This window comes from Paenibacillus sp. 01T47 (genome assembly GCF_056398245.1).
The window spans coordinates 573,207-600,157 of sequence record NZ_JBFTPA010000002.1; the positions used below are offsets into that span (position 1 = coordinate 573,207).

Genomic DNA, 26,951 nt, shown 5'->3' on the forward strand with positions numbered 1-26,951 from the left:
CATTACCTCCTCTGTAAATGGCAGTCAACGGTATTAAAGAATTGATCAATATCCGCATCTGAAATATAGGGCATATTTCCAATCTGTTCGATTTCTTCCTTCAAAACAATCATGCTTAATGTGTTAAATCGCGCTCCCGTCTTCATATAAGCTGCAGCAGCTCTTTGCAACGAGGTTTTGTACTTCACATCGTTCTGGACAGGATCTGCCTCCCGATCGCCAAAGGCTTCATAACGCAGCATACTGTCCCCTTCAAATGTGGGATAATTATAAAACTGCCTTTGAACCAATACGATATTGCTTTTTTCATTGTCCAATATCAGCGATAATCTCGTATCATAAAGCCAGCTTGCGCTCCAGAAGCCTTTTATAGCTAACTCCGGAAAATAGTTACCATACAGTTCAATTGCGAGTGACATCGAATGTTTCAGCCTTTCGGGTGTATAGCCAGGTCCAGATGGAATATGCAGCGCTAATAGGGTATCTCCTCTTTGAAGAACCGGTTCCCATTCCTTCTTTACTATCGAAGTTGGTTTTCTTTCCACGTAGCCCATTGGATTAATCCGATTAGCAATAATGTGATCAGCATTTTCCTCCCATTTCGATGTGAAATGTCCCCCAGGATCAAATACACCATTGATTCCATTCCTTTGCCCATCGCTGCGAAACTCTTCTCCCGCATGACGAAGTGCAATAACCTCTTGCGTGTGAACATGACGATACATGGTAAAAGGATCTTCAAATCGATAAGGTATAAAGAGAAATCGATCTAATCGAAATATTGAACAAGTATAAAAATTCAAATCCCACGGAAAGTCACTGACTTTAGAATCACCGTATGCAACTAATTTTTCCAACTGAGCTTTAAGTGGCTGATGAGGAATATTCTCGTAATATGGTTTAGGAATTCCGCGCTTTTCCACCATTTCCATAGAAGGGACAACACAAGCAAGCAGCAAAAGAAAGGAATATAGATCACTATATTGCTTCATACATCCCGGAGTCATATTCGTATAAAAATCTTCATCACAGCGATTGCGCAACGAGCACATGTCATCTACTAAAAAGGCCGTGAATAGAAATAATATTTCATCCTTTTCTATCGCTTCAATTCCGCCAACCAGCCACTGTTTGGTATGCTCGGGAAGTTGATATTGCTCAAAAATTTCATTTAAAAACTTACGTGGAATGAGTATAGTCTTGTTACTCGGTTCGTAGCTTTTATATTTGTCTTCTAAACCTTCTGGAAGATAATCAAATTTGCAGTACGCAGCAGCCGTTTTAAAATCCAACCGTATCGACATTCGTTACTGATCCCCTTTTATCAAAAGTTTTCCCATCTCGTAATAGCCGTCCGTATTTCCTTCAATCGCCAGCTTAACATTTCCAATCTCTTGTACACCTGTTTCTATACCAATTTCTAAACGATACTCTCCTGCTGGCACATCGCTCGGAATCGAAAAACTCTCTTCCCAAGCAATATCTTCGTCCGGCAGCCATTCTCTTATATCTTCTTTGCTATAAAGTGTATAAGTCTGATTATTGCTTGTTAGCTTCAATACAAGCGGATAGCGATTATAAATAGGTGCGACCCCAACATTAGCCCACAAAGCAGCAACATCTAGATTCCCGCCTGCCTCAACTTCAGCATCATAAGTGAACTTTCTTAATTCAAAGCGGTAGCCCATCTTTTTTAGCCACTGCTTCACATGATCTTTCCAAGGCTCCGGTACGATTGTCCCTTTGTTGTTGAAGGAAGAAATATGCCATTTGAGCGTTTCTTGAATAATGTAATCAATATCCCAGCCCTGAATATACCAGTCATTCATATGCCAGCATGCTTCAAATAAAATCGGAGCTTTCTCCCAAGCATTTTCCATTTTAAAGTTCTGTATATTTTGAGGGTAGAAGTCTGTCATATGAGACCATCGTTTGCCATGAAAACCGCCCATATCACCGAGACAATCGACACGAAAGCCAACTTTGCCTTTGCGATCCGTTATGATCTTCATTGAAAGTGGATCATGTAACAGCGCTTGCAAAGGTGTAATTTTAAAACCATCCAAATAAGCATCTGTAATACATTGAATGGCCTCTGGCTCTAAAAATTCCGTGCCCCCGCCTTCCCCCCATGCTCCAACAATCGTCAGATCTATAGAGCTTATAACGGGATGCCCGTCATACTTCTTCGCAAAAGCTTTTATAAAATCAGACCAATACTCCACATACCTCGTTGTCTCAGGATCTACTCTCCAAAAAGGAAAATCGGGCACCTCCGGACTTTCCGCTCGAAACCATTCCGGAATATCATCTTCTTCACTTAGTGCATATGGCGAACAACGTACCACAGCAGTACATCCCATGGATTTGGCATACTCTAGCTTTTCCTCAAGCACTTCCCACCTGAAAACACCTTTTGCAATTTCTATATCCCTCCAGCGAGCACTACAGAAATAGACTTTGCTATCCGGATGATTGTATGTCCTGCTGTCTTGCGTAAATTTATATTTCTCTTTCTTTTCCCCTCTATTGTCAAACACTTCGCCGATGTCATCCATTAAACCAGGTGCTGAAGTAAAACCAATGCCAGGATTGCTTAGTAAGCTATCCACGATTACCGGGTACACGGTCATCGCTTTATTCATGTCTCATCATCTCCTCACTAGGTATTCTCTTTAAATAAACAACATTTGCTTTTTTGTTACGTTGTGTGTTACGTTATATATGCAGTTTGTTTAGTAATCTTATGGTGCAATTATAACATTTCTAACCAATCCTGCAAGAGGAAATTACATCGTTCTCAAATAAAATTTAATGTGAGACTACGCATCATTCGTATGTTACTATATAGTTTAGTAGGCATATATACTGATAAATCGGTATGAACGTAATTTTCACGCAACAAAACATAAAAGCGCTAATGACGAATCACAACGTAACATAACGATCATTAGCATTTTCAAAAGGAGACTATGCATAGCTATGAGTACGATTAGGGATGTTGCTAAATTAGCGAATGTGTCCACGGCTACCGTATCTAGAGTTTTAAATAATGATACGAAGTATAAAATCACAGATGAAACACGAGAAAGAGTCTGGCAGGCCGTTACACAGCTTAACTATAAAATTACTGATAGCCCCAAGCATCAAGCAGCAACGAAGGATCATTCAGCAAACAAAGCTCAAGTCAAAATAGGGTGCGTATTAAGTGTGACAAAAAACAAGTATAACGATCCGTATTTCATGTCTATATTGTCCGGTGTAGAAAAGAGATTGCTTCAATCAGGTTATAATATTGCCTTTATTCGAACGGGTCCTGAATTAGATGATAAGAAGATTTTGTTTAACACGTTTAGTGAATCGATTACAGGGCTTATCCTAATGGAATCCTTAAATATCGAAACATATGAATATGTTCGCAAGCAGGTACCTTATATTGTTGGCATCGATACAGAACGCTGGGATATTGATAATGTAGGTTATGACCATTACAATGTTGCTTCTCTAGCCGTGAGCCATCTTATTGAAAAAGGACATACGAATATTGGCTATATAGGTGGAAGCGGCTTAAAAAGCAACTTAAAGGAAAGCCGGCGCTATCAAGGGTACTATTCCACCATGCATGCTGCTGGAATGAGTGTTAATCCCGAATGGCTTATTGATTGCATGTGGGATGAGGTTGTCTGTATCGATAAAGTCAATCATTTATGCCAAACAAACAACTTGCCTACCGCCTTCTTTGCAGCTAGTGATTTGATGGCTATGGCAACCCTTAACAGCTTATACAACAACGGGATCTCTGTGCCTGATGAAGTGGCTGTTATCGGCCTATCCAACATTGAAGTATCCAAATACTCCAATCCTCCTCTATCAACCATTGATGTACCGACCGAGGAAATCGGGATGGTAGCCGTTGACTTATTATTAGAACGAATGAATGGGAATAGCTTGCTGCCGAAGAAGGTTATTTTACCTACACATTTGGTCGTTCGCAGCTCTACTTAATTCACATTAGAAAGAACAAAAGCAGCCCCTCCTCTAACGAGGAAGAGCTGCTTTTTGGCGTTTTCACAATTGCTGCATCAATACTAAAAAAGTCTAATACGATGCATGCCAATATGGCTGTATTTATTTAAATGCTCATTAATTGGACGGAATGATCCGAATATCCTTATCCAAATTGGCTAGCATCATGTAATTGTGATTGAAAGTAAAGATACGTTTTACCTGGTAATAGGACATAGTCACAGCGGTTAATGCTTCACTGAGAGAAAATCGGAGCTCAGGCCTGTCGATAAGCAATCTGCGCGATTCCCCCTCAAATTCAGGGCCGCTGGAGATGACCGCCAGCTTGCCTTTACTAACTGCCTTATCAATTGCATTTAGAAAATATTCTGCCTGTTGATAGCTGTATTCATTGCGAAGCCATTCGTGAAGATCAAATAAAATAGAGTTGGTTGTTACATAATTACGTTCAAGATCATGCAAATCCAAAAACAGGGAACGAGCTTTCACATAATGAGGGTCCTCTGGGTTCATCAATGCAGCAAAAGCTGTTTCATCCAAAAATATTGTATCTTGTACATTTAAGTGGTTATCCATCTGTCAGCACTCCTTAATCCTCTAATTTGCAAATACCATCCAAATACAAAAGCGGGTTATCTTCCTTCTGGCCCGTCGTGATCGGGGCTATTTCGTATGGAGCGCTTGCCAAGTATTGGACTACGATTCCATCGATAATCGCTTGCACGGTCGTATGCTGCTTATCGGCGATTGCTTTCAGCTCAACATAATTTTGTGGATTGAGTTCTATGATAGCTTTTTCTTCTTCTTCATTTCTTGAAGAAATAAGCTCGGAAGCGGTAGACTTCGCTTTTTCGAATTGATTTTGAATGAAGCGTTTGTAATTATTCACCATCGTTATTCACTCCTTATGTATTGCTTTTATAAGGTTTCGTCGCGTTTTATTGATTTCAGGGGGGCGTGTAAATGAGAAAATCTTAACAAGATTATCCTATTCATGCTGTGCTAGAATAAACGCTCAATGCCATCCAATCATTACCTATCATTCGCATCAGGAGGGATTTATTCATCATGAACAGATTTTTGACTCTATTTGTCCTACTCGTACTAGTTACCGCAGCCGTATCAAATCACAAAGTTGAGGCTTCACCCGTGTTGAAACTTGGCAGCAAGGGACAGGACATTACAGATCTGCAGTTTCGGCTTCAAACAATGGGTTATTACAATTTGCCCATCGATAACAGTTTTGGAAAGGCTACCCGCACTGCGGTTCAATCCTTTCAAAAAAAGAGCGGTCTCCAGGGTGACGGCGTTGTAGGTCCAAAAACATGGGCGAAGCTCAAAAAATTGTCGGTCAACAAAAAGGAACTTTCCATGCTCGCACGTGTCATTTATGCCGAGGCTAGAGGAGAAGAGTATAAAGGCCAAGTGGCGGTTGGGGCAGTTGTCATGAATCGGCTTCAGTCTTCAAAATTCCCCAACACAGTAAAAGAAGTCATTATGGAGCCCAATGCGTTCTCTGCCGTAAAGGACGGTCAGTACTGGCTTATTCCGAACCAAACGGCATTCAAAGCCGCTAAAGCTGCTGTAAAAGGGAATGATCCCACTGGCAATGCGCTGTTCTTCTTTAATCCGATAATTACCAATTCGGCTTGGTTCAAGACGCGTACAGCCACTAAAAAAATAGGCAGTCATCAGTTTACACTTTAGGTTTTGCCGATATTGAAGAACGCCTATCGAGAACAGGAGAATATAGGAATGCGCATGGATACGAAGGAAAGGCATCAGGCTAGGGTTGAATTGGTCATTGATATTATTAAAGGAATATTTGAAAAAGAGACGATTTCGGAAGCTCTCAAAGAGAAATTAAATCAAATGAGTTATGATGATTTAGGGGATTTTGTTTTAGATATCGCCAAAAACCGATCTCTTGATAAAATTGATTAATGTTAGGCTACATCAATAAAAAGAGCAAACGCTGCTGCAGCGTTTGCTCTTTTTATATTTACAGCGCACAAAAAATGATGCCTGTGATTCCCCCATTATTTAGACAGCGAGTTGTCACCATACCATTTCCGAAGCAAATTAATATGAGCTTGATGATAGCGGCTATGGTCAGCCATATGCCATAAGCCCCAACGTATCGTTGCATGCTTTTCATTTTCATGTCCAAATGTAACAACTTTATCTAGATCAGCCTCTGTTAATTGTGCACATGAATCATTTAACATTTTTAATACATCATCATATTTGGTCATTAGTGTATTCAAAGATATCCCTTTGACCATAGGAAGTCTATTATTTTCATCTATCATGGGGCCATATAATTCCTTTAATGACTGTGGAAGTGGTTGCCCCTTTAATCTATAAACCCAATTCAGATCAACATACATGATGTGTTTGATTAACTGAGCAGTACTATTAAAATTGTGATCAGGCCCCTTATAATCTACTTCTTCTTGTGACATGCCGCCAGTAATTAATTGCAGCCGTTGGTTATTCTCTTTTACAGCGGAAAATAACATTCCCACAATAGGTGTCATATTGGCTTCACCCTTTAAATCGTAAAGCATTCTAGTTCATCCTCCCTAGCTTAATAAGAACTGCGAACGGTTTGATGTGAAAATTATCATTGCCGATAAGCATAGAGTATAATAAAACTACTAAACAACTATGAAAACTAATAAGGCTCATCATCATGAACATCCGGCATTACACCCTGACATTCGGATAACGTACACGTTAGTCATAGCGAGAGGAGATTGTATGCCACAAATTAAGAGAGTTCTCAGAAGCAAATGGCTATTATGGACGACCGGCATTGTTTTAATTATGATTATTGCTTTCTCTACGGTGTCCTTTCTGTTGGTGAACTCCGTTTCTGCTGCTTTTGAGACGGGCAGCGTGGAAGAGAAATATGCATCATCTGGAGAATACGATGTAGAGACGAGCGAGATCTTAGACGAACATGGTGAAAAGCTGTATAAAGTCTACTCCCCAAAATCACAAGATTCGATGCATCCTCTCATTGCTTGGGGCAACGGAACAGGAGCGCTGCCTGAGCAATACGATGAACTTTTTAACCATTTAGCTAGTTGGGGATTTGTAGTTATTGATACTTTTAGTACAACAACTGGGACAGGAAAAGAAATTGTTGCCTCTATTGATTATATGTTAGCACAAAACGATATGCCCGGCAGCCCATTCTATCAACGAATTCAAAAAGATCAAATAGGTGCTGCAGGTCATTCTCAAGGCTCCACAGGTGTAATAAACGCCCACACCAACTTTGAACATGGCGCTCTCATCAAGACGGTTGTCTCAATTGCGCTCCCGAAGCTGAAATATTGTGATCCAGAGGATGTTTACGACACATCCGCAATAAAGGTACCTTTTTTTGTAATGAGTGGAACGCGTGATTTTATTATCTCCCCTTCATCCTCCAACAAAGTAGAGATTAGTAAGTCAAATCCACATATTCCGGCAATGATGGCGATGGCAAAAGGTGCGGCACATACGGCGATTGAACAAGATGGCGGTCAACATAGAGGATATCTGACCGCATGGATGAGATATCGGTTAATGGACGATTCACAGGCTATGGCCGCCTTTATGGGCAAAGACGCTGAGATTTTAAAGAACCAACGCTGGAAAGATGTTTATTCAGCAAACATGCAGCAATAATAGCTGTCATAGCGAATGAGCGTTCATACACCGTTCAAATAAAAAGGCTGCCTCAAATCGTAGTTAAACCTACTTGACTTGAGAGCAGCCTTTTTCTATTTATATGGGGACGTTTACTTAAGAAATAATTATGAACGGACCGCTTGAATATATACAGATTCTCCGTTAAAGGAGGTAAGTCTGCCAGATTCATCAGTTTGGATAGAGAAAAAATCTTTCATCTCCTTTGGGGTTTGCAGCATTTTTGTCTCAAGTAAAGCCTGCTCCGTTTCTGGAAGATCAGACCGTTCACACCAATCTTGGAATTTAAACGGTTTGGGAAAACAAACCATTATTTCAAGGCGAAACCCGCTATTCTCCAGCAGGTTAATCCATTCAGACTTTTTCCAGGCACGAACATGGCTAGGGTCCCTTTTCTTTTCAACCTGATTGTAAAATTCATCAAACTTATCATTCTCAGGAGCAACATTGTCAATTAGAAGCAGCTTGCCGCCCGGCTTAATGACGCGGAATGCTTCTGAAGCGAAAGCAGGCACATTTGGAAAATGATGCGCTGCAATACGGCAAGCTACCAAGTCAAAGGAAGCATCGGCAAATGGAAGCAGCTCGGCATCCCCCTGTACGAAGTCGACGTTAGAATGTCCATTACCATGAATAAATTCCGCTGCCTTCTCTAACATCTGTTCTGTCAGATCATAAGCAATCACATGGCGGACGAGCGGTGCAAGCGCATTGGCCACATGCCCGCCTCCTGTTGCAACGTCAAGTACCTCCATCTCCTTGTTGGCTTGGGATGACGAAACAAGAAAAGCCAAATCTTCGCCTTTGGCATGGCGGCTGCTTGTTACATATTTTGCAGCATTTTTTCCAAATTGCTTCTGTACTTGATCTTTTATTGATTCTCCCATTGCTGCTCCTCCTCTTATAAAAAGAGTATTTTGTTTCATTGTACGAAACACCATTTCATAATGTGAAACTACTTTCAATTTATCATAAGTTCCTGAGGTTGTAAATGCTGCTTTTCCCGTCCATAATGTCAGAAGAAAATAAAGTGTTAGACAGGACTTGGCCATTATGAACGGATAGCATAGTTGTTAAATAACTATGGATAATTATTATATTAAGGAACGTCAAATAGCCCTCACATTATCATCAAGTTGAGGGCTGCTCTATGTACCTAAAGGAAGGATTCCTGACCTTTTTTTGTACTTGTTCCTGGCGGGAGCAAGTTTCCTTTCCATTTCTGACATTTATCTCATAAATAGCTTCATCGTCTTAACATAAAACGGATTAACCATGTAGCCGGTCGGGTTTACTGAATGCCTTTTGCCCGTGTTTAATTGATTGATTTTTTCCATTTCTTCCACGGTTAATTCAAAGTCGAATATCTCGCTGTTTTCTTTTATCCTTATGGGGTTTGAAGATTTAGGGATCACAATAATCCCCCGCTGCAGATGCCAGCGCAAAATGACTTGCGCCGTCGACTTTTTGTGATGTTGGGCGATTTCGACTAACTCCGGACGCTCCAGTAGTGCTTTATTGCCTTGCCCCAACGGTCCCCAGGCCTCATGCGAAATTCGATTCTGGACAAGATAATCGTGCAAATCGTTTTGTGAAAATTCCGGATGGGTTTCGATTTGGTTAATCATTGGCGAAATGCTGGAATGCTTCATGAGATATTCAAGATGATTGATCTCAAAATTCGCAACGCCAATAACTTTGATTTTGCCTTCGGAGTATAATTCCTCCATCGCCTTCCATGCTTCCACATAATGAGGACCGGCAAAATGAATCAGGTACATATCAAGATACGCCACATTCAGTTTTTTGCAGGTTTGTTCAAATGCTATTTTCGTCGCTTTATAACCGAGATCCGTCGTCCACACTTTTGAGGTGATAAAAAATTGTTCCCGGGGGATTCCACTTTTTTGAATCTCTAGGCCGAGTGCTTCTTCGTTCCCATAAATTTTAGCCGTATCAAAATGACGATAGCCGGCACGGATCGCCTCACGAATAGCCCTTTCAAATTGTTCCCCTTTTTTTATTTTATACACTCCAAAACCCAATTGGGGAATTTTGATACCGTTCACTGCTTCGATTACCATGTTCATTCTGGGGTTCGCCCTCCTTGCTTTATAAAAAGTAATCCTCATGTGTCATTCGCATTGCGAAAGCAGCATCTCGATTTCATCCACAAGATTTTTCAGCAGCTTGAGCTTGCTTGTGACGTTCAGACGATAATAATTCATGGTCCCTTCTTTACGAACACTAATAATTTGCGCATCCTTCAATAATCTTAAATGATGGGACACAGCCGGACGGGATAGATGGGTTTTCTCCTTAATCTCTCCCACACGCATGCCAGGATCTTGTTGTCCTTGAATCAGGGTCATAAGAATGGCTTGTCTGGTTTCATCTCCGATTGCGGTCAGTACCTTTTGATTATTTTTAAATTCGTTTGCGAGATTAGCTGTGATTTCTTGGTTCACATCCACCCCCCCTTTCGAGATTCAAATGTTTAATTCTTTGAACAGATAAAGAGTATCACACCTTCCTTTTCCGACGCTACATCGGGAAAGAAAATCGAGACGCTTGATTCAACAAATTCAGTCCAAGACTTTATTTTCTTCGAACACATAAAGCAGCTCTATTTTCTGCCATGTACTCGTAGAAAAAACAAATGCCAACCAAGAACATCTGGTTGGCATTTGTTTCCCTTATAATCCCGTATTTGACTTCTACAATCTACATACTAGAGAGCTTATACGAGTTAAGTCCGCTTCTTATATCTGTTTCTAACGAGAAAGATCACCAAAATGGCTAACAAACAAATAATGATCACATTTCTCACTAAACCTGAGTAATCAGTATTCTCTCCTTTGAATTTACCATCCCTGTTTGCTTTTATAAACTTCCCATCTTTATGTTGAACTGCGATCGCTTCATCTGTACTAATACCTTTAATTGAATAATATTTAGTCCCCTTCTTATATGAGTTAGAGTAATTGCCAGTATAGGTTGCCATATCTGAATATACAGTGACATGCCCAATCTTTTTATGTATATCCGTTACATACTCATCACTTATTACATAAACATAACCATGCCAAACAACAAATTCATTTGCCCATGAAGTTGCTGATAAATTGCCTGGAAATAATAATGAAGTGATCAAAATAAAGAAAATTAAATGATTTCTCCTCATACAATACCTCCCTTTTAAAAAATCAATCGTTTCAAATTGATTACTTTAATTTCACGGCTGTCCTCCAAAAAGGGCAGCAATTAAGTATCCAATAAACATAAAAATAAAAACACTGATGGTCATTAGTGCATTGGAGATCATTCCCCATTTACTTCTTCCAAGCAGCCCAAATAAAAATCCTATAGGATTTATTAGAAAGGTGAGCAACCACAATTTGTACATATGCTCAAATAAAATATCAGTCAACCAAGCTGACAGTCCTAAAAGTACACAGATAAATGATAAGACAATCCAATTTTTCTTCTTGATAATTGCTCCCCTCCAATACTCCCACTACGAATGAATTGACAACAAAGTTGTTTTGTACCATATTATACCTTATCTTAGACAATTACTTCCTCCTATTTCTATATTCCCGTTGAAACATGAAAAAAAAGCGTAAGCACATTTGTGCCTACGCTCTTGCTCGTGTCATTTATTTTAGTTTATTAAACACTGGTTTTCCAATTAATAAATATATTTCATTTCTGTTTTGATAACCCTGAATATCCCGAGTGCGAATAAGCTATTTTCATGTTAGGCTTTATACTAGCGCCAAAAAGTCGAACAGTCTGCCTTATCCAAAATATTAAACTCGATTATTTTCTCAAGTAATAAGAAATCGACCGGACTAGCCCATGGGATACGTATCAACTCCTTGGTGTTGTCATAACCTGATTGCACAATCTCCTCAGAAAAATGATTAATGCCTGCTTTTTCAGGAGCAACAGCCATATGTTGTTTGGCTACGCTAAAGCCAATAATAAATGTGTCGTGATCGGTAAACATAGGCTGCTTCCAGGCGATTTTTGGCTTTAAATTTGGAAATTTCTTAGTTACCCAAGTTAAAACTTCTTCCGCTCGGCTCCGATGTTGTGGATTTACGATAGTTGCTAAATACTCTTCAAAAACTTCCATGTTGTGCCCTCCTAAAAATAATAAGTTATCTTTCAGAGAAGTCTTTCAACCCCATTCGTCGATAAAACTCCTCATAGAACCTCTTGACTTATTGAACAAGAAACTGTCTATCTCTTACATTCTGGTCCATGATAAGGTCGATTTTTTCACCTTACTTAGATAAATGGCCAATTGCTTTTAGATTCCATAATGATTAATTAATTGATTTTAGTCTGAGACTTACAATAAGCTAGTTATGTTTATTCTTCTACAATTGTATATGTATAATCGGAAAATATTTTTTTGAGGTCTTTCAGGTTTTTCATTTTATGCTCCTTGCCTACAGATTTCTGATTGCGCTAATAATTTCGTATATTTTCCATACTTGAAATATTCGCGAAGAAGTTAAACTATCCTGCATATTCGTTTTATGCAGTCGTCAGAACTCCATTACTGGACTTTGTCCATCTGTAGGGTTTCAAGCAATCGGACAATATCATTATCCTGTCATGTACTCTCTATAAATGCTTAAAGAGGATGCATTTTTGCATCCTCCCTATTGACCATCAATATTTTAAACCTTATTTTTCAAGAAAACCTGTAGAAGGGTTCGTTATGAAGAAACCTTCTTCCGGCACATAAAAATATTGAACCCAAACCCCGTCCAATAGCGGTTCACGTTTATCTAATACAATTTCAATGTCTTTGTCTGTTTTTACAATTTCATCATGTTCAGTAGGTGTATCCAGCTTAATATCATAATGACCATGATCTCCATGATTCTGAGTTATAAAAACACGAATCATCTTCCCTTCTGCTTCATTACTGCTCAACATCTTTTTTAAAACATTTGCTGCATTTCGATTAATTTTGCATTTCATGCTTTATGTCCTCTATTCTTTTTTGACTTACTGTAATAATATTAGTTACAGAATGGGATGTCAAGTTTTGAGTAATCGAAAATTGAAAGAGAGCAATGCCATCATTACAAATGGCATTGCTCTCTTTCTAATGTAGCATTTTAATCCTCGTTATATATCTTATCGTGGCTTCGGCATCAGCCAAGCGTGATCCGGATCGTTATAAAACTTCCAAATACGAACTGGCCCCGCCATTACGTTCAAATAATATACATCATAACCTGGAGGAGCAGATACAGGATGGTAGCCCTTAGGTACAAGGACAACTTCACCGTTGCCTACAGTCAACGTCTCGTCCAGTGAACGGTCGTCGGTATAGACACGCTGTACTGCAAATCCTTGCTCCGGCTGAACTTGATAATAATAGGTTTCTTCCAGAAGTGATTCCTCAGGCAAAAAATCACGGTCATGCTTATGCGGAGGAAAACTGGACCAATGACCGGCAGGCGTAAACACTTCTACGACGAGCAGACTGTCTGCATCTGCGGTTTCTGGCAAAATATTATGAACGAGCCGCTGCGTACTGCCTTCGCCACGATTTTCAACCCCAACATGACCAAGTTCGATCAATCTAGCTGCGTGCGTACCGCTGCCGGGTGCCCAGCATACAGCAATTTGCAGGTCAGTTAATGCGGTAATTGTGAACTTATCCTCAGATGGAATATACACGGAATAAGGAGGAATTTTCTCAAAAACATTCATCCGGCGGCCGATGCTCTTCCATTCTGACTTCTCTGTGGAAACGTCAGCCTTTCCTCTAAGCAGGACAACGCAAGCTTCCCGCTCCTCTGTCAGACGGCTAAGTGATTGTCCGGCATCTAGCGTAAACACTTCAAAACCAACATATTCCCACCCTGCAGATTCAGGAGTAATCCGAAGCGTATTACCTTCCTGATCCGGAGTTTGGTTCGGTTTTACAATCAGTTCACTCATGTTCAAATGCCTCCCTTCGGGTATTTTGATCCATTGTCCATACATTTTAACAGGAGGATCAGAATCAACCGATCCTCCTGTTAACGAGCCGCTTACCAGCGGGAAGTGACCATTTTCTTCCTCGTAAAAAACTCGACACCGTCTGAACCGTTAGCATGCAAGTCACCGTAGAATGATTTCTTCCAGCCAGAGAAAGGGAAAAATGCCATTGGGGCAGGTACGCCCAAATTCACACCCAGCATACCAGCGTCGATCGTTTCACGGAATTGACGAACATGACTGCCATTTTGAGTGAAAATGCACGCTCCGTTTGCTAGTTCTGAACGATTGGCAAGTTCAATCGCCTCTTCCAGCGTATCAACGCGGACAATCGACAGCACGGGAGCAAATATTTCGTCCTTCCAAATTTTCATCTCACTCGTCACATGATCAAAAATTGTCGGGCCGACGAAATACCCTTCGCCATTTGATGCCGCATCCGTACGTCCATCACGGAGCAGTACCGCTCCCTCTTCTGTACCTGTCGCAATATAGCCCAGTGTACGTTCCTTGTGCGGACCGCGGATAACCGGCCCTAAAAAAACATCTTTATCCATGCCATTACCAATGATTAGCTTATCAGCAGCCGCGACCAATTTATCAATCAACGTTTCGGACGCTTTCCCAACGGAAACGACGACAGCGCATGCCATGCAGCGCTCCCCCGCAGAGCCAAATGCTGCGTTGATGATTTGAGTCACCGCTCCGTCCATGTCGGCATCCGGCATGACAATGGTATGGTTCTTCGCGCCGGCAAGCGCCTGAACCCGTTTCCCTTGCGCTGTTGCGGACTTATACACATATTCCGCGACAGGCTGGGAGCCAACAAACGAAATCGCAATGACGTCCGGGTGCTCAATCAGACCATTTACGACATCGTGTGATCCATGCACAAGATTCAGCACGCCATCCGGCAAACCCGCTTCCTTAAACAGCTCCACCAGACGATTCGCAAGCAGCGGCGTCCGCTCGGAGGGCTTCAGGACAAACGTATTGCCGCAAGCAATTGCAAGCGGGAACATCCAGCAGGGTACCATCATTGGGAAGTTAAACGGTGTAATTCCGCCCACAACCCCAATCGGATACCGGAACATGCCCGACTCCACATTTGTAGCGATGTCTGGAAGCTGTTTTCCCATCATGAGCGTTGGCGCCCCGGCAGCGAATTCAACACATTCAATGCCGCGCATGACTTCCCCGTGAGCATCTTGATAGTTTTTTCCGTTCTCCAAGGTAATGATCTGCGCAAGCTCTTCCCAATGTTCAACTAGCAGCTGTTGGTATTTGAAAAGAATTCGAGCACGGCGCGGTACCGGCGTTTTACTCCATGTTTTAAACGCTTCTTTCGCATTTCGGACAGCTTGATCAACTTCATCCTTAGACGACAGCGGAACGTAAGCCAAAATTTCTTCGGTTGCTGGATTGAATACGGGTTCCGTCTTGCCTGAAGTTGAGGCGATCCATTCGCCTCCAATAAAATTCGATAAAGGTATAATTGCTTGCATTTGGGTCATCATTGTCGTTCTCCTCTCCAATTACGCTTGTTTGGAAGAAAGCATATATTGTTCAATCTGCCCCACTGTCGGCATGGCGTCCGAGCAGCTATGACTGGAAATAACAATGGAAGCTGACGCGCTGCCGAATGTCATACTGCGGCTGATATCCCATCCTTGCATAAGTCCATAAATGAAACCAGCTGCATACGAGTCGCCGGCTCCGAATGTCTTGATAACCTTAGCTGGGAAAATAGAACCCCGCTGTGAGCTGCCGTTTTTGCTATAAGCAATCGATCCTTCTTTGCCATGCTTGATGACGACGATTTCTGCGTGGTAACCGAACCATTGCGCGGCAGTTACTTCGTCGCTGCGTTCGGTGTTACCGTCGAACCGCTCCAGCATATCGAATTCCTCGCGCGTGCCAATAATGATATCGCTTTTCTCCGCTGCCAAATGATAATAAATGGCTGTTTCCTCGGGAGATGCCCACGAATATGGCCGATAATCGATATCGAATATCACCTTCGTACCGTGTTTACGTGCGTAACGAACTGCAAGAAGCACCGCCTCGCGGGATGGACTCTGTGCCAGCGCCGTACCGGATACGAGCAGCACTTTGCTTCGCTTGATCAACGATTCGTCAACTTCTTCAGGCGCAAGTAACAAATCTGCCACATTGCTGCGGTACATCAGTATGCTGCAATCCTCTGGGCTTTTGATTTCTGTAAAAGCAAGTCCGGTAACCGCTCCGGTCCGATCCGTTGTGACACCTGAAGTATCTATGCCGTTATTACGCAGGTATTGATCAATGAATCGGCCCATCTGATCATCAGCAACCTTGCCGATAAACGCTGTTTTCATGCCTAATCGCGACATACCGATGCAGATGTTGGCGGGTGACCCGCCCACATATTTGGTGAAAGTCATCGTTTCTTCCATAGGACGATTGATTTCATTGGCATTCAAATCAATACATAGGCGGCCGATTGCTACAAAATCCAAATCCTTATCGTCCGCAAAAGTAATCGTATCCATCATATCCCTTCTTTCCAATTAATAAGGGCGCGCCGCACTGATGTTTTGCTTCATCTGCTCATGCGCCTTCCTCACTTTGTCGCTCACAGACACCTCAGGTACGCCGACATTCCACCATGAGTCATAACCATCCGTATTCGTTCCCGGAAGCACCTTAATTTCCACCAGCACAGGTCCTTGTTCCGCTTTCGCGTCGTGCAGCGCTTGCTCCAGTTCCTTCACTGAGGTAGCTTTATATGAGGCAGCACCTAAGCCGCGGGCAAGTAATGAGAAATCAATCGGCATAAACGGTCCATCTAACCTTCCCGTCTCTTTGGATCGGAATCGGAATTCATTGCCAAAGCCGTCGCTGCCGTGACCGCGCTGCAAGTTATGAATGCATTGAAACCCGTTGTTATCGAATAGCATAATGGTCAGCTTCACGCCCTCTTGTATTGCCGTAATCAGCTCAGAGTGCAGCATGAGGTAGCTCCCATCACCAACTAACGCATACACTTCACGATCCGGTTCCGCTAGCGCGACGCCAAAAGCACCGCTTATCTCATACCCCATGCAGGAAAAACCATATTCCAAGTGATAAGTGTTCGGTTCAGTTACACGCCATACACGGTGCAGATCGCCCGGAAGGCTTCCAGCGGCGCCAACGACAACATCCTTCGATTCGATGAATCCATTAATGATACCGAGTGCTCTTGTCTGGGTTAACCCATTGGCGCTCTCCAAGGCGTAGAGACGATCAACTTCACTGTCCCACTCCGCTTTCAACTCTTGTATATAACCGTCAGCATAGCTGGATCTGAATCTGCGATTCGTTAATTCCATCTGCAGTGCGACAATCGCCAACTTTGCGTCTGCTGTGATCGAATCCGCTTCCATCTTAACCGCATCAAATGAACTAACATTCAAGTTCAGAAATGCAGCATCGGAGCTGCGAAAAGCGGATTTGGATGCCGTCGTGAAATCAGAAAATCGTGTACCGATTCCGATGATCAAGTCTGCTTCGGCAGCTACCCGATTCGCCGCCAGTGTGCCGGTTGTACCAACTCCGCCCAGGCCAAGCGGATGATTCCACGGCACCGCGCTTTTGCCCGACTGCGTCTCAGCTATCGGAATGCCGAATGCTTCTGCAAATGCGAGAAGTTCTTTCGTCGCATCCGCATAGTGAACGCCTCCCCCTGCGATGATCAAAGGTTTCTTCTTGCGCATGATCAAATCTGCGGCACGTAAAATTGCATCTTGTTCCGCTGGACGGCGCTGTAGGAAATGGATACGCTTCTCAAAGAAGCGTACTGGATAATCATAAGCTTCTGTTTGAACGTCCTGCGGCAGCGCTAACGTAACCGCTCCGGTGTCAACTGGATCAGTCAGCACACGCATCGCCTGTAGAAGCGACGACATCAGCTGTTCCGGGCGGACGATGCGATCCCAAAACTTGCTGACTGCCTTGAACGGATCGTTTGCAGATATGGAGTAGTCACTCGGAACCTCCAATTGCTGCAGTACGGGGTCAGGCTGACGGGAAGCAAAGTTATCGCCTGGCAAAAGCAGCACAGGTATGCGGTTAACCGTTGCGGTTGCGGCGCCAGTCATCATATTAAGTGCTCCTGGGCCGATTGAAGTCGTACAAGCAAAGATCTGACGGCGGTTGTTCTGTTTAGCGTAAGCTGTAGCCGCGTGAACCATACCTTGTTCGTTCTTGCCCTGCACGAACAATAAATCGGTAGTTTCTCGCTCAAGAGCTTCACCGATGCCTGTGACGTTACCATGTCCGAAGATGCCCATAACACCACGAACGAACTTTATCTCTTCTCCGTCTACAGACAAATACTGTTGATCCAGAAATCGCAGCAAAGCCTGCGCCATAGTCAAGCGAATCGTTTTCATCAGCAAAACCTCGATTCATTATAGATTGGATAAGGAAAAGCCCGCTGTTCCGGTTATTCAGATGCGGGCTTCAAGGTTAAACGAGCGTTTTTTCCAATTTCAATAAGTATTCCAGGCTAGCAGCCAGACTGTCCAACGGACTTCCTGTGCAGTAATCCTGCTCTACCGCAAACCACTCAACGCCGCTTCGCAATCCCCATTGCAGGATTGGAGAAAAATCAATAACTCCTGATCCGATTTCAGCAAAAGTTTGTCTGCTGTCTGCAGTCATATCCTTCAAATGAAGAATCGGCATACGATTCGCATAGTTCTGGATGAAAGACAAAGGATCTTGGCCAGCTTTGCGAACCCAGTACGTATCAATCTCAGCGTAAATGGCCGGATCATCAAGCAAGTACTCCAGTGCAAATTTACCATCTATGGATGTATGAAATTCAAAATCATGATTATGATAGCCAACGCGATATTTCGTGCCCTTAACTTTAGCAGCCACTTCAAGCAAGTCTTTCTTTACGCTTGCATACCCTTCTGGATTTTGCAGCCCATCCGGCAGGGAGTGACAGATAAAGTCTTTCGTATCGAATAATCGAGCCTCTTCCAGCACAGCATCTAAATCAAACTTCATTCGTTCGAGCCCTACATGCATGCCAGCGGTACGTAATCCGAGTTCCTTCATCACCGCAGCAATTTCTCGTGCTTCATATCCGTGCAGCCCGTCGATTTGAACGGCCGCCCATCCCATTTCACTCAATTGCTTCAGCACCGCTAGAAAATCCTTCTTTACTTCGTTTCTTAAAGTGTAGAGCTGAGCCGCCAATTGGTGTTTGATCATTCCGCAATTTCCTCCTTTTTCAAATCCAGCCATTCGACTTCCCCAGCAGTTAATGGTAGATTCATAGCCATAACCGAATCATGAAGCTCATCAAGATTTCGAGGTCCGATGATCGCGCATGTTGGGAAAGGTTGATGAAGAACATAAGATAATGAGATTTGAATCGGTGTTACCTGTTTCAGCTCCGCTAGCTTCACTGCACGTCGGTATCTCTCCCAGTTGTTGTCGTTATAATACACTCTCACCATTTCCGTATCAGAGAGATTGTCTGGCGTAAAATGGCCTGAGAAAAATCCGCCTGCCTGCGAAGACCATGACAATAGCGGCAGTTGGTTACGCTCATGCCAATTGCAGGTTTCCTCATCAGCAGACACACAGCCCTCCCACCTCGGCTCTTTCGCTTTGGCAAGACTCAAATTCGTACTGCTAAACGTAAAACCTACTAATTGATGCGCCGACGCGTATTCATTCGCTTCCTGTATGCGCTGATGCGACCAATTCGATGCGCCAATCGCGCGAATCTTCTTCTTCTCAAGCTGCTCATTCAGCTCTTCCATGATCGGCCCAACCTCGACGGTCGGATCATCTCTATGAAGCGCATATAGATCGATATAATCTGTTCCCAGCCTCTCCAAGCTTTCGTCCAGATCCTTTCGGATGGCTTGTGGATTCACCCGTGGGCCTGGACTCCCATCATCGTGGTGAGCGCCTTTGTTCATAATGACTACTTTTTCCCTAATCTTCTTCTCCGCCAGCCATTGTCCCAAAATCTTCTCTTTCCCTCTGTACTGATGGGCAGTATCAAACATATTGCCGCCTGCTTCAATGTAAGCATCAAGCATCAACCGTTTTGCATCGTCCAATACTCTCAGGTCTCCCGTTCCCATAATCAATCGGGACATCGGCTTGTTCACACCTTGCATCTCCATCATTTCCATATGAACACTCCTTTCATGCTGCAGTTATTCTGTTCTTCCTCTTTCAATAGAGACATCAATCGAAGTTCAATAATGTCTCCAACAAAACGTCTTTAATAGCTCATCTATTTTGTTCAATAATCTGTATGGTAGCGATACCATAAATGGACAATCATGTTTTCTGGTATCGCTACCATACGGTAATTGAAGTCAGTATAATAGATTCTACCCCGTTTTACAATAGCCTCTAAAAATTACTTTCCTCAACTAAACCAAAAATATTGAAAACCCTTTCATTTAACATTAAGTATCGTGCATATTCAGTCATTGCAAAAAAGGAATAGCCGCCCTGTTGAGCTAGAGCGGCACTCCCCCATTCATTATTTATTGATCATGTTATACAAGATTACAGCTGATTCTGCTCTTGATAGTGGAGCCAGCGGAAGAATGTAATTCCCATTTCCTTTGACAATTCCATTTTCAATCAACGCCGTCAAGCTTTCCATCGCATAGCTCGCAACTTTTGCTTTGTCGTTAAAACGATCCAGCCCAGCTGACGTGACTTCGTTCAGCTTCATACCGGCAGCCTTCATCGATTTATGGAGTAGAACGAACGCGTCCTGCCTCGTGATCGGTTGAAGCGGATTAAATTTATTGTCTCCGCTGCCATTAGTGATGCCAAGCTTTTTGGCGATCATCACTTCATTATAATAATAAGAAGATAAACTGACGTCATCGAAATTCGTATCGATTGGAGCAGTTAATTCAAGCGCCTTAACAAGCAGAACGATAAAATCCGCCCTTGTTATAGTGGCTGAAGGATTGTATTTTGTTGCAGACGTGCCATTAATAATCCCTTTGGATGCCAGCACATCGATTTGTTTTTTAGCCCATTTCACTTTCTCGAGATCATCGAATGTTTTATGAACAAACATGATCGCATATTTGCTGAAATGACTCGTCGTAAATGTAACCGTTTTTGTAATTGGCTCATATTTGCTGTTTGGTACTGTGATCGCTTTACCAATGTTATTAATGTACCCTGCTACAATATGCTCCGAATCGGCTAACTCTACATCTGATGGTGTATACGGAACTGAAATTTTCACTCGAGCCTGTGGATTGTTCCAAGCAACCTTAGCTCCATCGATATACACATCAACCTCAATAATTGGCCTATCGCCAACCTGTTCCTGTAAAGCTGGATCAAGCGATGTTTTTTCTACGCTCGCAATAACTAGCGCAACCGACTTCGCTCTGGACAAATCCTGTCCGTTTAGCATATTGGCAGGTACCGTTATTGTTCCAATTGCAGTCTTTATCTCGATCAAATGCGTCGCTAGATCAGAATGAAGTGCTGCTTTCGGAAGCTCAACGACATATGTTTTTGCTTTATCCGCTTTCTGCACCTCGACTTTAACCGTTTTCACGCCATCGTCATCAGCTGAAGATGTGCTAAGCGCTTTGTTCCAGTCTCGCTCTTCAACCACGGCCCTTGCTTCTCCCGTTCTAGCATCAACTTTAGGCACTAAATTAATTGAACCTTTGTCGTTTGTCACGTCGGGAGTGACGACATCAACGACATCATTTTTTGCAAAACGAAATCTGGTGCTGAAATCAAATGGAATGTTGTACATATCTCCGGGACCAATCAGAAATTTCGTGTCCAGATATGAACGCTCCCCTACCGGAATGCTATCAACATATGGCGAGAACGTCTTCACACGAATCTCCTTTGACTTTTCATCAAATTCAAAAAAAGATGTCCAACCGTTGCCGCCAGCGATATCCGATTGATAATCAGTTAACACCTGCAAGACTTCATTTCCATTAGCCTTCTTCTTCACATTCAGACCAGCACCGCTAATATGTCCGCCTACCATCATGAATACTTGATCATAATTCTCGACAAAGTCTCGCCAAAATAAGCTGCCCTGACCGCCTTCGCTTACTTGGCCGTTGCCATCGATCGTCATAATATTATGCGAGAAGATGACGGTTGGCATTTTCTGGTTCTCATTAAGCACCGTTTTTGCCCAGTCTCTTTCTTTCGTATTACTCGAATTGTTCCCCACTGAGTCTACCGCAAGGAACATATACTTGTAGCTGCCGGCTGTAATGATCGAGTAGGTGCTTAATCCCGAAGGCGAAGCGCCCTTGAAATGTTCCGTACCAGCAAATCTATTGGGACCCATGGTGTCCAGATAGCCAGAGCCATTCAAATCGTGGTTACCGCGAGTAACAATATAAGGCACGTTGGCTTGATCTAAAATTTTATAGGCCTTATCGGCAGAAGCCCATTCCTTAGCTGCACTGCTTTGCGTCGTGTCGCCAACATTTACTGTCATCGCGATATTCTTGCTAACATAATTGTCTGCAATAAACTGCAGCTGCTTTTCAAGAATTTCCGGTTTGGATTGCACCACATACTGAGGATCTGGAATAACCGCAAACGTATACGTATCTTGTGCAAACATCGGAAGATCATTGTTAGTCCCGTAATCTACCTTATAATTGAACTCCGTTTTAATGAATTGGTCCTTCTCCAATGCTTTACTGGATACTCGGATATGTTTGATTTTCCCTAAAAAGAGACTGCTTGGCGCTCTATCCCACTCATAAGCTCCAACATTCCACCCCATGCCCGCTTCGGCTGCGATTCCATTTATGATTTCGTCCGTTTCAGGATTGCGAATGGATTCTACACCATTTAAGAATAATCGAGTCTTTGAGCCATCATTCACAATTGCAACGTGTGTGTAGTCATCTGACTGAGCCCATGCTTTAACAGCTGAAAGTGAGTTCGACCAGTTCGATTGGAGTTCGTTCGAGCTCGAGTTCCCATGCGTACTCGCCCATTGAACTTCGCGAATGCTTGAAATGGATAGCGTTGATAGCGGCTCCTGTTCCCCTGGATCAAATGTGTTATTCCCTTGGCGAGTCAATATCCCCATCCAGTCATTAATATTGGTGCCAAGCTTAAATTCTGCTTCAATCGTAAAACCTTTATCGAAAGTTTTCGTATTGATTGGGGCGCCTTCTACTGTAGTCAAATATTGGCCATTTATTTTCTCATTTGCAAAATCAAGAGCACCGTCTTCAGTAAATGACAGCCTATTGCCTACCGGGGTTCCAGCAACGGCCATTTTAAGATCATTGCCCATGCCGCTCCTATCTTTTATAACCAAATTGCCTGCTTCGATAGATGTTCCGGGCTGCACATTTGCTTGGGAAAATACCCAATCAGCAATTACGGAATTCTCAGGATCAGTGCCAGGTATTTCGCCTAAAGTCAGTTCAACAGGCTCTGCTGAATCCTGCTCATTGTAAAGCTCAAATTCGCTGATCGCATATTTATGATCGGTATTTAAATTCGCTGCCCATAGCAGCAAATAAATGCCTTTCAACCCCTTATAACCATCACCGTAATATTCCTTATAATTGGGGAGATCGATGGTTACACTCTCGTAAATGTCTGGACTGTCTGTCTGCCATGTCGGTTTATAGGCTTTAGCATTAAGCTCCTGCCATGTGGTGCCATTTACAGAAGTTTCAGTATCGATGACGGTTATGCCTTGCTGCTGTGCATTATTGACGACAAGAACTAGTTTATTAAAATCTTGAAGATTATCGTCGTCCCATTGGAGCATAATCCGATGCGCAGGATTAAACTCACCTTTTGGATTCAGGTTTGTAATAGAAGCACTTTGGAAATACGTCTCCTCATCCCCGTCAGCAAACTTGAGCGGCGAATGCTCACTTGAGTTATCGTAATCGTTTCTAATTAAGTTAGCTGGCTCTCCATCTTTATTCAAATATGTCGCACTTACAACCGTAGCTTCAAGCGCTACATTTTTGTTTCGTTTTACCGTTAGCGTATAAGTTTTTGTTGTCAAGCCATCCGCTGCTTTGGTAACGAATACGATCTTACTATTGCCCATCGGCAGCTTCGCTGTAATCTTCTGGCCGCTGATGACAGGAATATCGTTAACTGTCATCGTGCCTTTTTTGTTTTTCTGCTGTGGCTGAATCGTAATGGCATCTACTTTTGTATTAACCCTTGTTGTATAATCGTATATTTCGCTATTAAAGACAATGTTCTCTTTTCCTCCACTAATCACTAACTCCGACAATGACGCTTCGCTGTTTGCGTCCAACACCGTTATTATACTTTTAGCGACAAATCGTCCGTCTAATGTTCTGGCCGAAATCTCAGCCGAGCCCGGTAATTTCGCAAATACCTTACCGCTCTGATCCACGGCAGCTGCATCAGCGTTGCTGCTGAACCATTCATATGTTTTGTTCGTTGCATTGCTTGGTAAGATCTCAGCAGTCAACTTCATCGTTTCATTCGTATAGAGCGTTCCGGTTGAGGGGGAAACCTTAATGCCAGTTACAGGAACAACGTCACTAGTAACCGTGATGCTAGTGGATGCCTTTTTGTTGCCATCTACACTAATTGCCGTAATAACTGCTTTCCCTCCAGCTATCGCAGTTACTTTTCCATTGCTGTCTACTGTCGCGATCTGCTCATTCGATGTGTACCAATCTACACTCTTCTCGGTCGCTCCTGCTGGTAAAACAACCGCTTCTATTGCTTCCGTTTCTCCTGCATCCATTGTAAGTGTCTCTGGAAGGCTTAAAGCATTCGCAGCAATGTAGTCAAGATTTACTTTTGTTTTATCCAATTGGAATAAATCCGCTACTCCCCCGTTAAGGACGACTTCTAGTTGATAGAGGTTTCCGCCAATTGGCGTCAATTCAACAGGTTCCAGATCTCCTGTAAGTCTACTTACTTTCTTAATCGCATCCTTATTGTATTTTGCTAGATTTAATTGCACCGTAATCATCTGTTCCGTCTCAGCACCCTCTCCATGCTGCTCCACCGTTTTACCGTTCCCTGAGGTCAGTCCGTTCATGACCATAAAATATTCCATGTCTGTGTAGTTGAAAAACGACTCTGTATCTGGCAGAGGTTCAAAAAAACCAAGCATTACATCGCCATTAAGTCCACCTTGAACGCTGGAGTTTTTCGAAACTACGCTCCTTAAATAAGGATGCTTTAGCTGAGTATTCTTATCAAATATTGGTGTTTCTCTAGGCGTTAGGTTTTTAACGATTCTTCCGCTTGAATCCTTATGTTGCCCCGGCAAAATAGAGACATCTGTGCTATTGAGCCGTACGAGATGCGGTCCAAGGTTGTTTATTTGCCTTGCCATTTCGGCATATTGATCATATTGCTTTGTAGGTTTACCATCCTTGTCAAAAAACAAGAAAGTGTTGCTGTCATATTCCCAACGGAACATGCTGAGCCATTTGCCGCCCATCGTCAATGTAGCGAACGGAACGCCATATATTTGAGATTCAGTTATAATATATGGACCTACATCTGCAGGAATCTCACCTGTCTTGAAGCCAAGCAAATATTGCCCGAAAGCGATCGGACTTTGCCCGGTTCCGTCATAGCCCTTAAGTGCAATCGTTCTTTGGTCATTAATGTTATTGACGATTGTTGTAAATAGATTGTTGTCCGAGCCTCTCGTTGAGAATAAATAATCATCGAAAGTGAGCAGGTCAGGTTCGGCCGTACGAATGTACGTTTCATAATCGTCCCTTTGCCATTGACGCGATTGTTGGTTGCTGTGAGCGAGGACATCCGGATAAAGTCTGTGGCTTAGCTTGAACCAATCCGTAAAGGTTTTTAAAATCTCTTTGTTGTAGTTTTCTTCATCTCCAAATGATATCGTAATCAGCTTATCTACATTAGCTTTTTGCGCATCACTCAGAAATCCCGTCATATCTTTTTCTTTCGGACCGCCTCCCAAGCCATCTCCGAATGCCCCTTTTACAAACGACCATTGTGCTTCTGGCACCTGGTTATGGAACATTTGGTTATAGCCCGGATATTCGTAATAGGTAGCTGTAGTAAAATGACTGTTTTTCCATTCCTCTGCACTAGCGTATTTCCGACCTGATTGATCCGTTGTCATCCACGTCTGCATTTGCAGCCCTTTATCAATCAAAACTCTACTAGCGCGAGATAACGTTTTTGGTGGAATAACAGTTACAGTCCTCACTTTGGTAACCGAATCTCCTGCTTGGTTAGATACCGTATAGTTCACTTTGTAGATGCCGCCTTTACTCGTATCGACAAGACCAGTCGTTTGAATATCGGCCGTAATATCTCCGTCCTTTGAATCGGATGCTTCTGCTCCGCTCTCCACATAGGTATCGTTCAAAGATAAACTCAATTCCGAATGACCGTTTAACGAAATAATAGGCCAATTAAAACCCGGAACCTGTTTCATTTCCTCATCTGTCAAAGCCTTGTCATAAATCTTGAATTCGTCGATGAGCCCCGGCCACGCATTTGTCACTTCCGGCTCTCGGTCAGCTCCAATCCGAAAATCACCATAATTCGATACTAATAACGTATCGTCCGAAGCTGTTTCGAACGCACCGTTGACATATAGCTTAACCCGGTTACCCTCTCTGCTAAGAGCAACATGGTACCACTTTTTAGGCTCAATTACGGTTTCTCCGATTGTCGTATTTCCGCCTAGAGAGGATTGTAATCTACCATCTGCTCTGCGTGATAGCAGCGTTTCTGCGCCTTCGCCTTGCTGCTGAACAATGACAACGTCTCTGTTTGTATAGGGTGAATTGAAATTGACAAGTAAGCTCATGGAGAAATCGCTGCCTGTATTTATCAAATTCTGATTCGGTATAGTGGCGTAACTAAGATAACCATTTAACAATAAGGCTTTTCCTACCTTGCCGCTTCCTATTGCAGCATCGGTAAGGATAGCATTATTCCGCTTCAACGTGTCCGGAGATATGCCATCCTTCGACACTTCATCAAATTTCCATTCACCAACTAAACCGGAAATCGTCGTAGGTTGACTGCTATCATCAGCATAAGCAATAGCATGAGGAAAACCGATACTGATACAGCTAATCCATAAACTCATAACCAAAACCATGCTAACCAATCTCTTATTTCTCATAAGCAACATAAATAACCTCCTACATTAATTGGATAGAATA

The 26,951-nt window shown here is 42.8% G+C and carries 22 protein-coding genes; 4 read left to right on the top strand and 18 right to left on the bottom strand.

Going from position 1 to position 26,951, the window contains the following annotated elements:
• Positions 1 to 2: 2 nt before the first annotated feature.
• Positions 3 to 1,304 carry an acyltransferase domain-containing protein gene (locus AC1DOV_RS06615; protein WP_477549493.1) on the bottom strand — a complete coding sequence of 434 codons (1,302 nt, stop codon included), beginning with the start codon at positions 1,302 to 1,304 and terminating at the stop codon, positions 3 to 5.
• Positions 1,305 to 1,307: 3 nt separating this feature from the next.
• Entirely contained in the window at positions 1,308 to 2,645 is a 1,338-nt protein-coding gene (locus AC1DOV_RS06620) for a DUF4832 domain-containing protein (RefSeq protein WP_477549494.1), read from the bottom strand.
• Positions 2,646 to 2,982: 337 nt separating this feature from the next.
• Between AC1DOV_RS06620 and AC1DOV_RS06625 the strand changes: the two genes are divergently transcribed.
• Entirely contained in the window at positions 2,983 to 4,005 is a 1,023-nt protein-coding gene (locus AC1DOV_RS06625; protein ID WP_477549495.1) for a LacI family DNA-binding transcriptional regulator, read from the top strand.
• Positions 4,006 to 4,143: 138 nt separating this feature from the next.
• On the opposite strand, the gene AC1DOV_RS06630 is transcribed toward AC1DOV_RS06625, so the two are convergent.
• Both AC1DOV_RS06630 and AC1DOV_RS06635 read right to left on the bottom strand, forming a co-directional pair.
• Positions 4,144 to 4,602, bottom strand: a complete 459-nt coding sequence (locus tag AC1DOV_RS06630) for a hypothetical protein (protein WP_339203021.1) — start codon at positions 4,600 to 4,602, stop codon at positions 4,144 to 4,146.
• A gap of 13 nt (positions 4,603 to 4,615) precedes the next feature.
• Entirely contained in the window at positions 4,616 to 4,918 is a 303-nt protein-coding gene (locus tag AC1DOV_RS06635; RefSeq protein ID WP_477549496.1) for a hypothetical protein, read from the bottom strand.
• A gap of 176 nt (positions 4,919 to 5,094) precedes the next feature.
• Between AC1DOV_RS06635 and AC1DOV_RS06640 the strand changes: the two genes are divergently transcribed.
• The gene (locus tag AC1DOV_RS06640) at positions 5,095 to 5,733 is read left to right on the top strand and encodes a cell wall hydrolase (RefSeq protein ID WP_477549497.1); all 639 of its coding nucleotides are present in this window, start codon (positions 5,095 to 5,097) and stop codon (positions 5,731 to 5,733) included.
• A gap of 48 nt (positions 5,734 to 5,781) precedes the next feature.
• Complete coding sequence (locus tag AC1DOV_RS06645; protein ID WP_430058443.1) at positions 5,782 to 5,970, top strand: hypothetical protein; 189 nt, start codon at positions 5,782 to 5,784, stop codon at positions 5,968 to 5,970.
• A gap of 95 nt (positions 5,971 to 6,065) precedes the next feature.
• On the opposite strand, the gene AC1DOV_RS06650 is transcribed toward AC1DOV_RS06645, so the two are convergent.
• Positions 6,066 to 6,596: a DinB family protein gene (locus AC1DOV_RS06650; RefSeq protein ID WP_477549498.1), complete on the bottom strand. Its 531-nt coding sequence runs from the start codon at positions 6,594 to 6,596 to the stop codon at positions 6,066 to 6,068.
• Between the two features lie 193 nt (positions 6,597 to 6,789).
• Here AC1DOV_RS06650 and AC1DOV_RS06655 point away from each other — a divergent pair, with 193 nt between their 5' ends.
• A complete protein-coding gene (locus AC1DOV_RS06655) occupies positions 6,790 to 7,707 on the top strand; it encodes a poly(ethylene terephthalate) hydrolase family protein (protein WP_441874990.1) in 918 nt (305 codons plus the stop codon).
• A 128-nt stretch (positions 7,708 to 7,835) separates the two neighbouring features.
• Here AC1DOV_RS06655 and AC1DOV_RS06660 read toward each other — a convergent pair whose 3' ends face one another.
• From AC1DOV_RS06660 to AC1DOV_RS06720, 13 genes are all read right to left on the bottom strand, one after another.
• Positions 7,836 to 8,615, bottom strand: coding sequence for a class I SAM-dependent methyltransferase (locus AC1DOV_RS06660; RefSeq protein ID WP_477549499.1), 780 nt, complete (start codon positions 8,613 to 8,615; stop codon positions 7,836 to 7,838).
• A 342-nt stretch (positions 8,616 to 8,957) separates the two neighbouring features.
• The gene (locus tag AC1DOV_RS06665) at positions 8,958 to 9,818 is read right to left on the bottom strand and encodes an aldo/keto reductase (RefSeq protein WP_441874986.1); all 861 of its coding nucleotides are present in this window, start codon (positions 9,816 to 9,818) and stop codon (positions 8,958 to 8,960) included.
• A 45-nt stretch (positions 9,819 to 9,863) separates the two neighbouring features.
• Positions 9,864 to 10,202, bottom strand: a complete 339-nt coding sequence (locus tag AC1DOV_RS06670) for an ArsR/SmtB family transcription factor (RefSeq protein ID WP_441874984.1) — start codon at positions 10,200 to 10,202, stop codon at positions 9,864 to 9,866.
• 275 nt (positions 10,203 to 10,477) lie between these two features.
• Positions 10,478 to 10,912, bottom strand: a complete 435-nt coding sequence (locus AC1DOV_RS06675; protein WP_441874982.1) for a hypothetical protein — start codon at positions 10,910 to 10,912, stop codon at positions 10,478 to 10,480.
• 588 nt (positions 10,913 to 11,500) lie between these two features.
• Entirely contained in the window at positions 11,501 to 11,869 is a 369-nt protein-coding gene (locus tag AC1DOV_RS06680) for an iron chaperone (protein ID WP_441874980.1), read from the bottom strand.
• A gap of 560 nt (positions 11,870 to 12,429) precedes the next feature.
• Positions 12,430 to 12,729: an iron-sulfur cluster assembly accessory protein gene (locus AC1DOV_RS06685; RefSeq protein WP_441874978.1), complete on the bottom strand. Its 300-nt coding sequence runs from the start codon at positions 12,727 to 12,729 to the stop codon at positions 12,430 to 12,432.
• Positions 12,730 to 12,888: 159 nt separating this feature from the next.
• A complete protein-coding gene (gene iolB / locus AC1DOV_RS06690; RefSeq protein WP_477549500.1) occupies positions 12,889 to 13,701 on the bottom strand; it encodes a 5-deoxy-glucuronate isomerase in 813 nt (270 codons plus the stop codon).
• A gap of 92 nt (positions 13,702 to 13,793) precedes the next feature.
• Positions 13,794 to 15,257 (bottom strand): CoA-acylating methylmalonate-semialdehyde dehydrogenase, encoded by a 1,464-nt coding sequence (locus AC1DOV_RS06695; RefSeq protein ID WP_477549501.1) that lies wholly within the window; start codon positions 15,255 to 15,257, stop codon positions 13,794 to 13,796.
• Between the two features lie 18 nt (positions 15,258 to 15,275).
• A complete protein-coding gene (iolC, locus tag AC1DOV_RS06700) occupies positions 15,276 to 16,271 on the bottom strand; it encodes a 5-dehydro-2-deoxygluconokinase (RefSeq protein ID WP_477549604.1) in 996 nt (331 codons plus the stop codon).
• Between the two features lie 18 nt (positions 16,272 to 16,289).
• On the bottom strand, positions 16,290 to 18,155 hold the full coding sequence (iolD, locus tag AC1DOV_RS06705) for a 3D-(3,5/4)-trihydroxycyclohexane-1,2-dione acylhydrolase (decyclizing) (protein ID WP_477549502.1): 1,866 nt from the start codon (positions 18,153 to 18,155) through the stop codon (positions 16,290 to 16,292).
• 76 nt (positions 18,156 to 18,231) lie between these two features.
• Positions 18,232 to 18,987, bottom strand: a complete 756-nt coding sequence (locus AC1DOV_RS06710; RefSeq protein ID WP_477549503.1) for a sugar phosphate isomerase/epimerase family protein — start codon at positions 18,985 to 18,987, stop codon at positions 18,232 to 18,234.
• Positions 18,984 to 19,925: an aldo/keto reductase gene (locus AC1DOV_RS06715; RefSeq protein ID WP_477549504.1), complete on the bottom strand. Its 942-nt coding sequence runs from the start codon at positions 19,923 to 19,925 to the stop codon at positions 18,984 to 18,986. The genes AC1DOV_RS06710 and AC1DOV_RS06715 overlap by 4 nt, the downstream gene beginning before the upstream one ends.
• A gap of 359 nt (positions 19,926 to 20,284) precedes the next feature.
• A complete protein-coding gene (locus tag AC1DOV_RS06720) occupies positions 20,285 to 26,920 on the bottom strand; it encodes a LamG-like jellyroll fold domain-containing protein (RefSeq protein WP_477549505.1) in 6,636 nt (2,211 codons plus the stop codon).
• Positions 26,921 to 26,951: the final 31 nt, after the last annotated feature.

Excerpts from the sequence above, each read along its gene's own strand:
- AC1DOV_RS06615 (WP_477549493.1), bottom strand. The coding sequence starts at position 1,304 with ATGTCGATACGGTTGGATTTTAAAACGGCTGCTGCGTACTGCAAATTT.
- AC1DOV_RS06620 (WP_477549494.1), bottom strand. The coding sequence starts at position 2,645 with ATGAATAAAGCGATGACCGTGTACCCGGTAATCGTGGATAGCTTACTA.
- AC1DOV_RS06625 (WP_477549495.1), top strand. The coding sequence starts at position 2,983 with ATGAGTACGATTAGGGATGTTGCTAAATTAGCGAATGTGTCCACGGCT.
- AC1DOV_RS06630 (WP_339203021.1), bottom strand. The coding sequence starts at position 4,602 with ATGGATAACCACTTAAATGTACAAGATACAATATTTTTGGATGAAACA.
- AC1DOV_RS06635 (WP_477549496.1), bottom strand. The coding sequence starts at position 4,918 with ATGGTGAATAATTACAAACGCTTCATTCAAAATCAATTCGAAAAAGCG.
- AC1DOV_RS06640 (WP_477549497.1), top strand. The coding sequence starts at position 5,095 with ATGAACAGATTTTTGACTCTATTTGTCCTACTCGTACTAGTTACCGCA.
- AC1DOV_RS06645 (WP_430058443.1), top strand. The coding sequence starts at position 5,782 with ATGCGCATGGATACGAAGGAAAGGCATCAGGCTAGGGTTGAATTGGTC.
- AC1DOV_RS06650 (WP_477549498.1), bottom strand. The coding sequence starts at position 6,596 with ATGCTTTACGATTTAAAGGGTGAAGCCAATATGACACCTATTGTGGGA.
- AC1DOV_RS06655 (WP_441874990.1), top strand. The coding sequence starts at position 6,790 with ATGCCACAAATTAAGAGAGTTCTCAGAAGCAAATGGCTATTATGGACG.
- AC1DOV_RS06660 (WP_477549499.1), bottom strand. The coding sequence starts at position 8,615 with ATGGGAGAATCAATAAAAGATCAAGTACAGAAGCAATTTGGAAAAAAT.
- AC1DOV_RS06665 (WP_441874986.1), bottom strand. The coding sequence starts at position 9,818 with ATGAACATGGTAATCGAAGCAGTGAACGGTATCAAAATTCCCCAATTG.
- AC1DOV_RS06675 (WP_441874982.1), bottom strand. The coding sequence starts at position 10,912 with ATGAGGAGAAATCATTTAATTTTCTTTATTTTGATCACTTCATTATTA.
- AC1DOV_RS06680 (WP_441874980.1), bottom strand. The coding sequence starts at position 11,869 with ATGGAAGTTTTTGAAGAGTATTTAGCAACTATCGTAAATCCACAACAT.
- AC1DOV_RS06685 (WP_441874978.1), bottom strand. The coding sequence starts at position 12,729 with ATGAAATGCAAAATTAATCGAAATGCAGCAAATGTTTTAAAAAAGATG.
- iolB (WP_477549500.1), bottom strand. The coding sequence starts at position 13,701 with ATGAGTGAACTGATTGTAAAACCGAACCAAACTCCGGATCAGGAAGGT.
- AC1DOV_RS06695 (WP_477549501.1), bottom strand. The coding sequence starts at position 15,257 with ATGATGACCCAAATGCAAGCAATTATACCTTTATCGAATTTTATTGGA.
- iolC (WP_477549604.1), bottom strand. The coding sequence starts at position 16,271 with ATGGATACGATTACTTTTGCGGACGATAAGGATTTGGATTTTGTAGCA.
- iolD (WP_477549502.1), bottom strand. The coding sequence starts at position 18,155 with ATGAAAACGATTCGCTTGACTATGGCGCAGGCTTTGCTGCGATTTCTG.
- AC1DOV_RS06710 (WP_477549503.1), bottom strand. The coding sequence starts at position 18,987 with ATGATCAAACACCAATTGGCGGCTCAGCTCTACACTTTAAGAAACGAA.
- AC1DOV_RS06715 (WP_477549504.1), bottom strand. The coding sequence starts at position 19,925 with ATGGAAATGATGGAGATGCAAGGTGTGAACAAGCCGATGTCCCGATTG.
- AC1DOV_RS06720 (WP_477549505.1), bottom strand. The coding sequence starts at position 26,920 with ATGTTGCTTATGAGAAATAAGAGATTGGTTAGCATGGTTTTGGTTATG.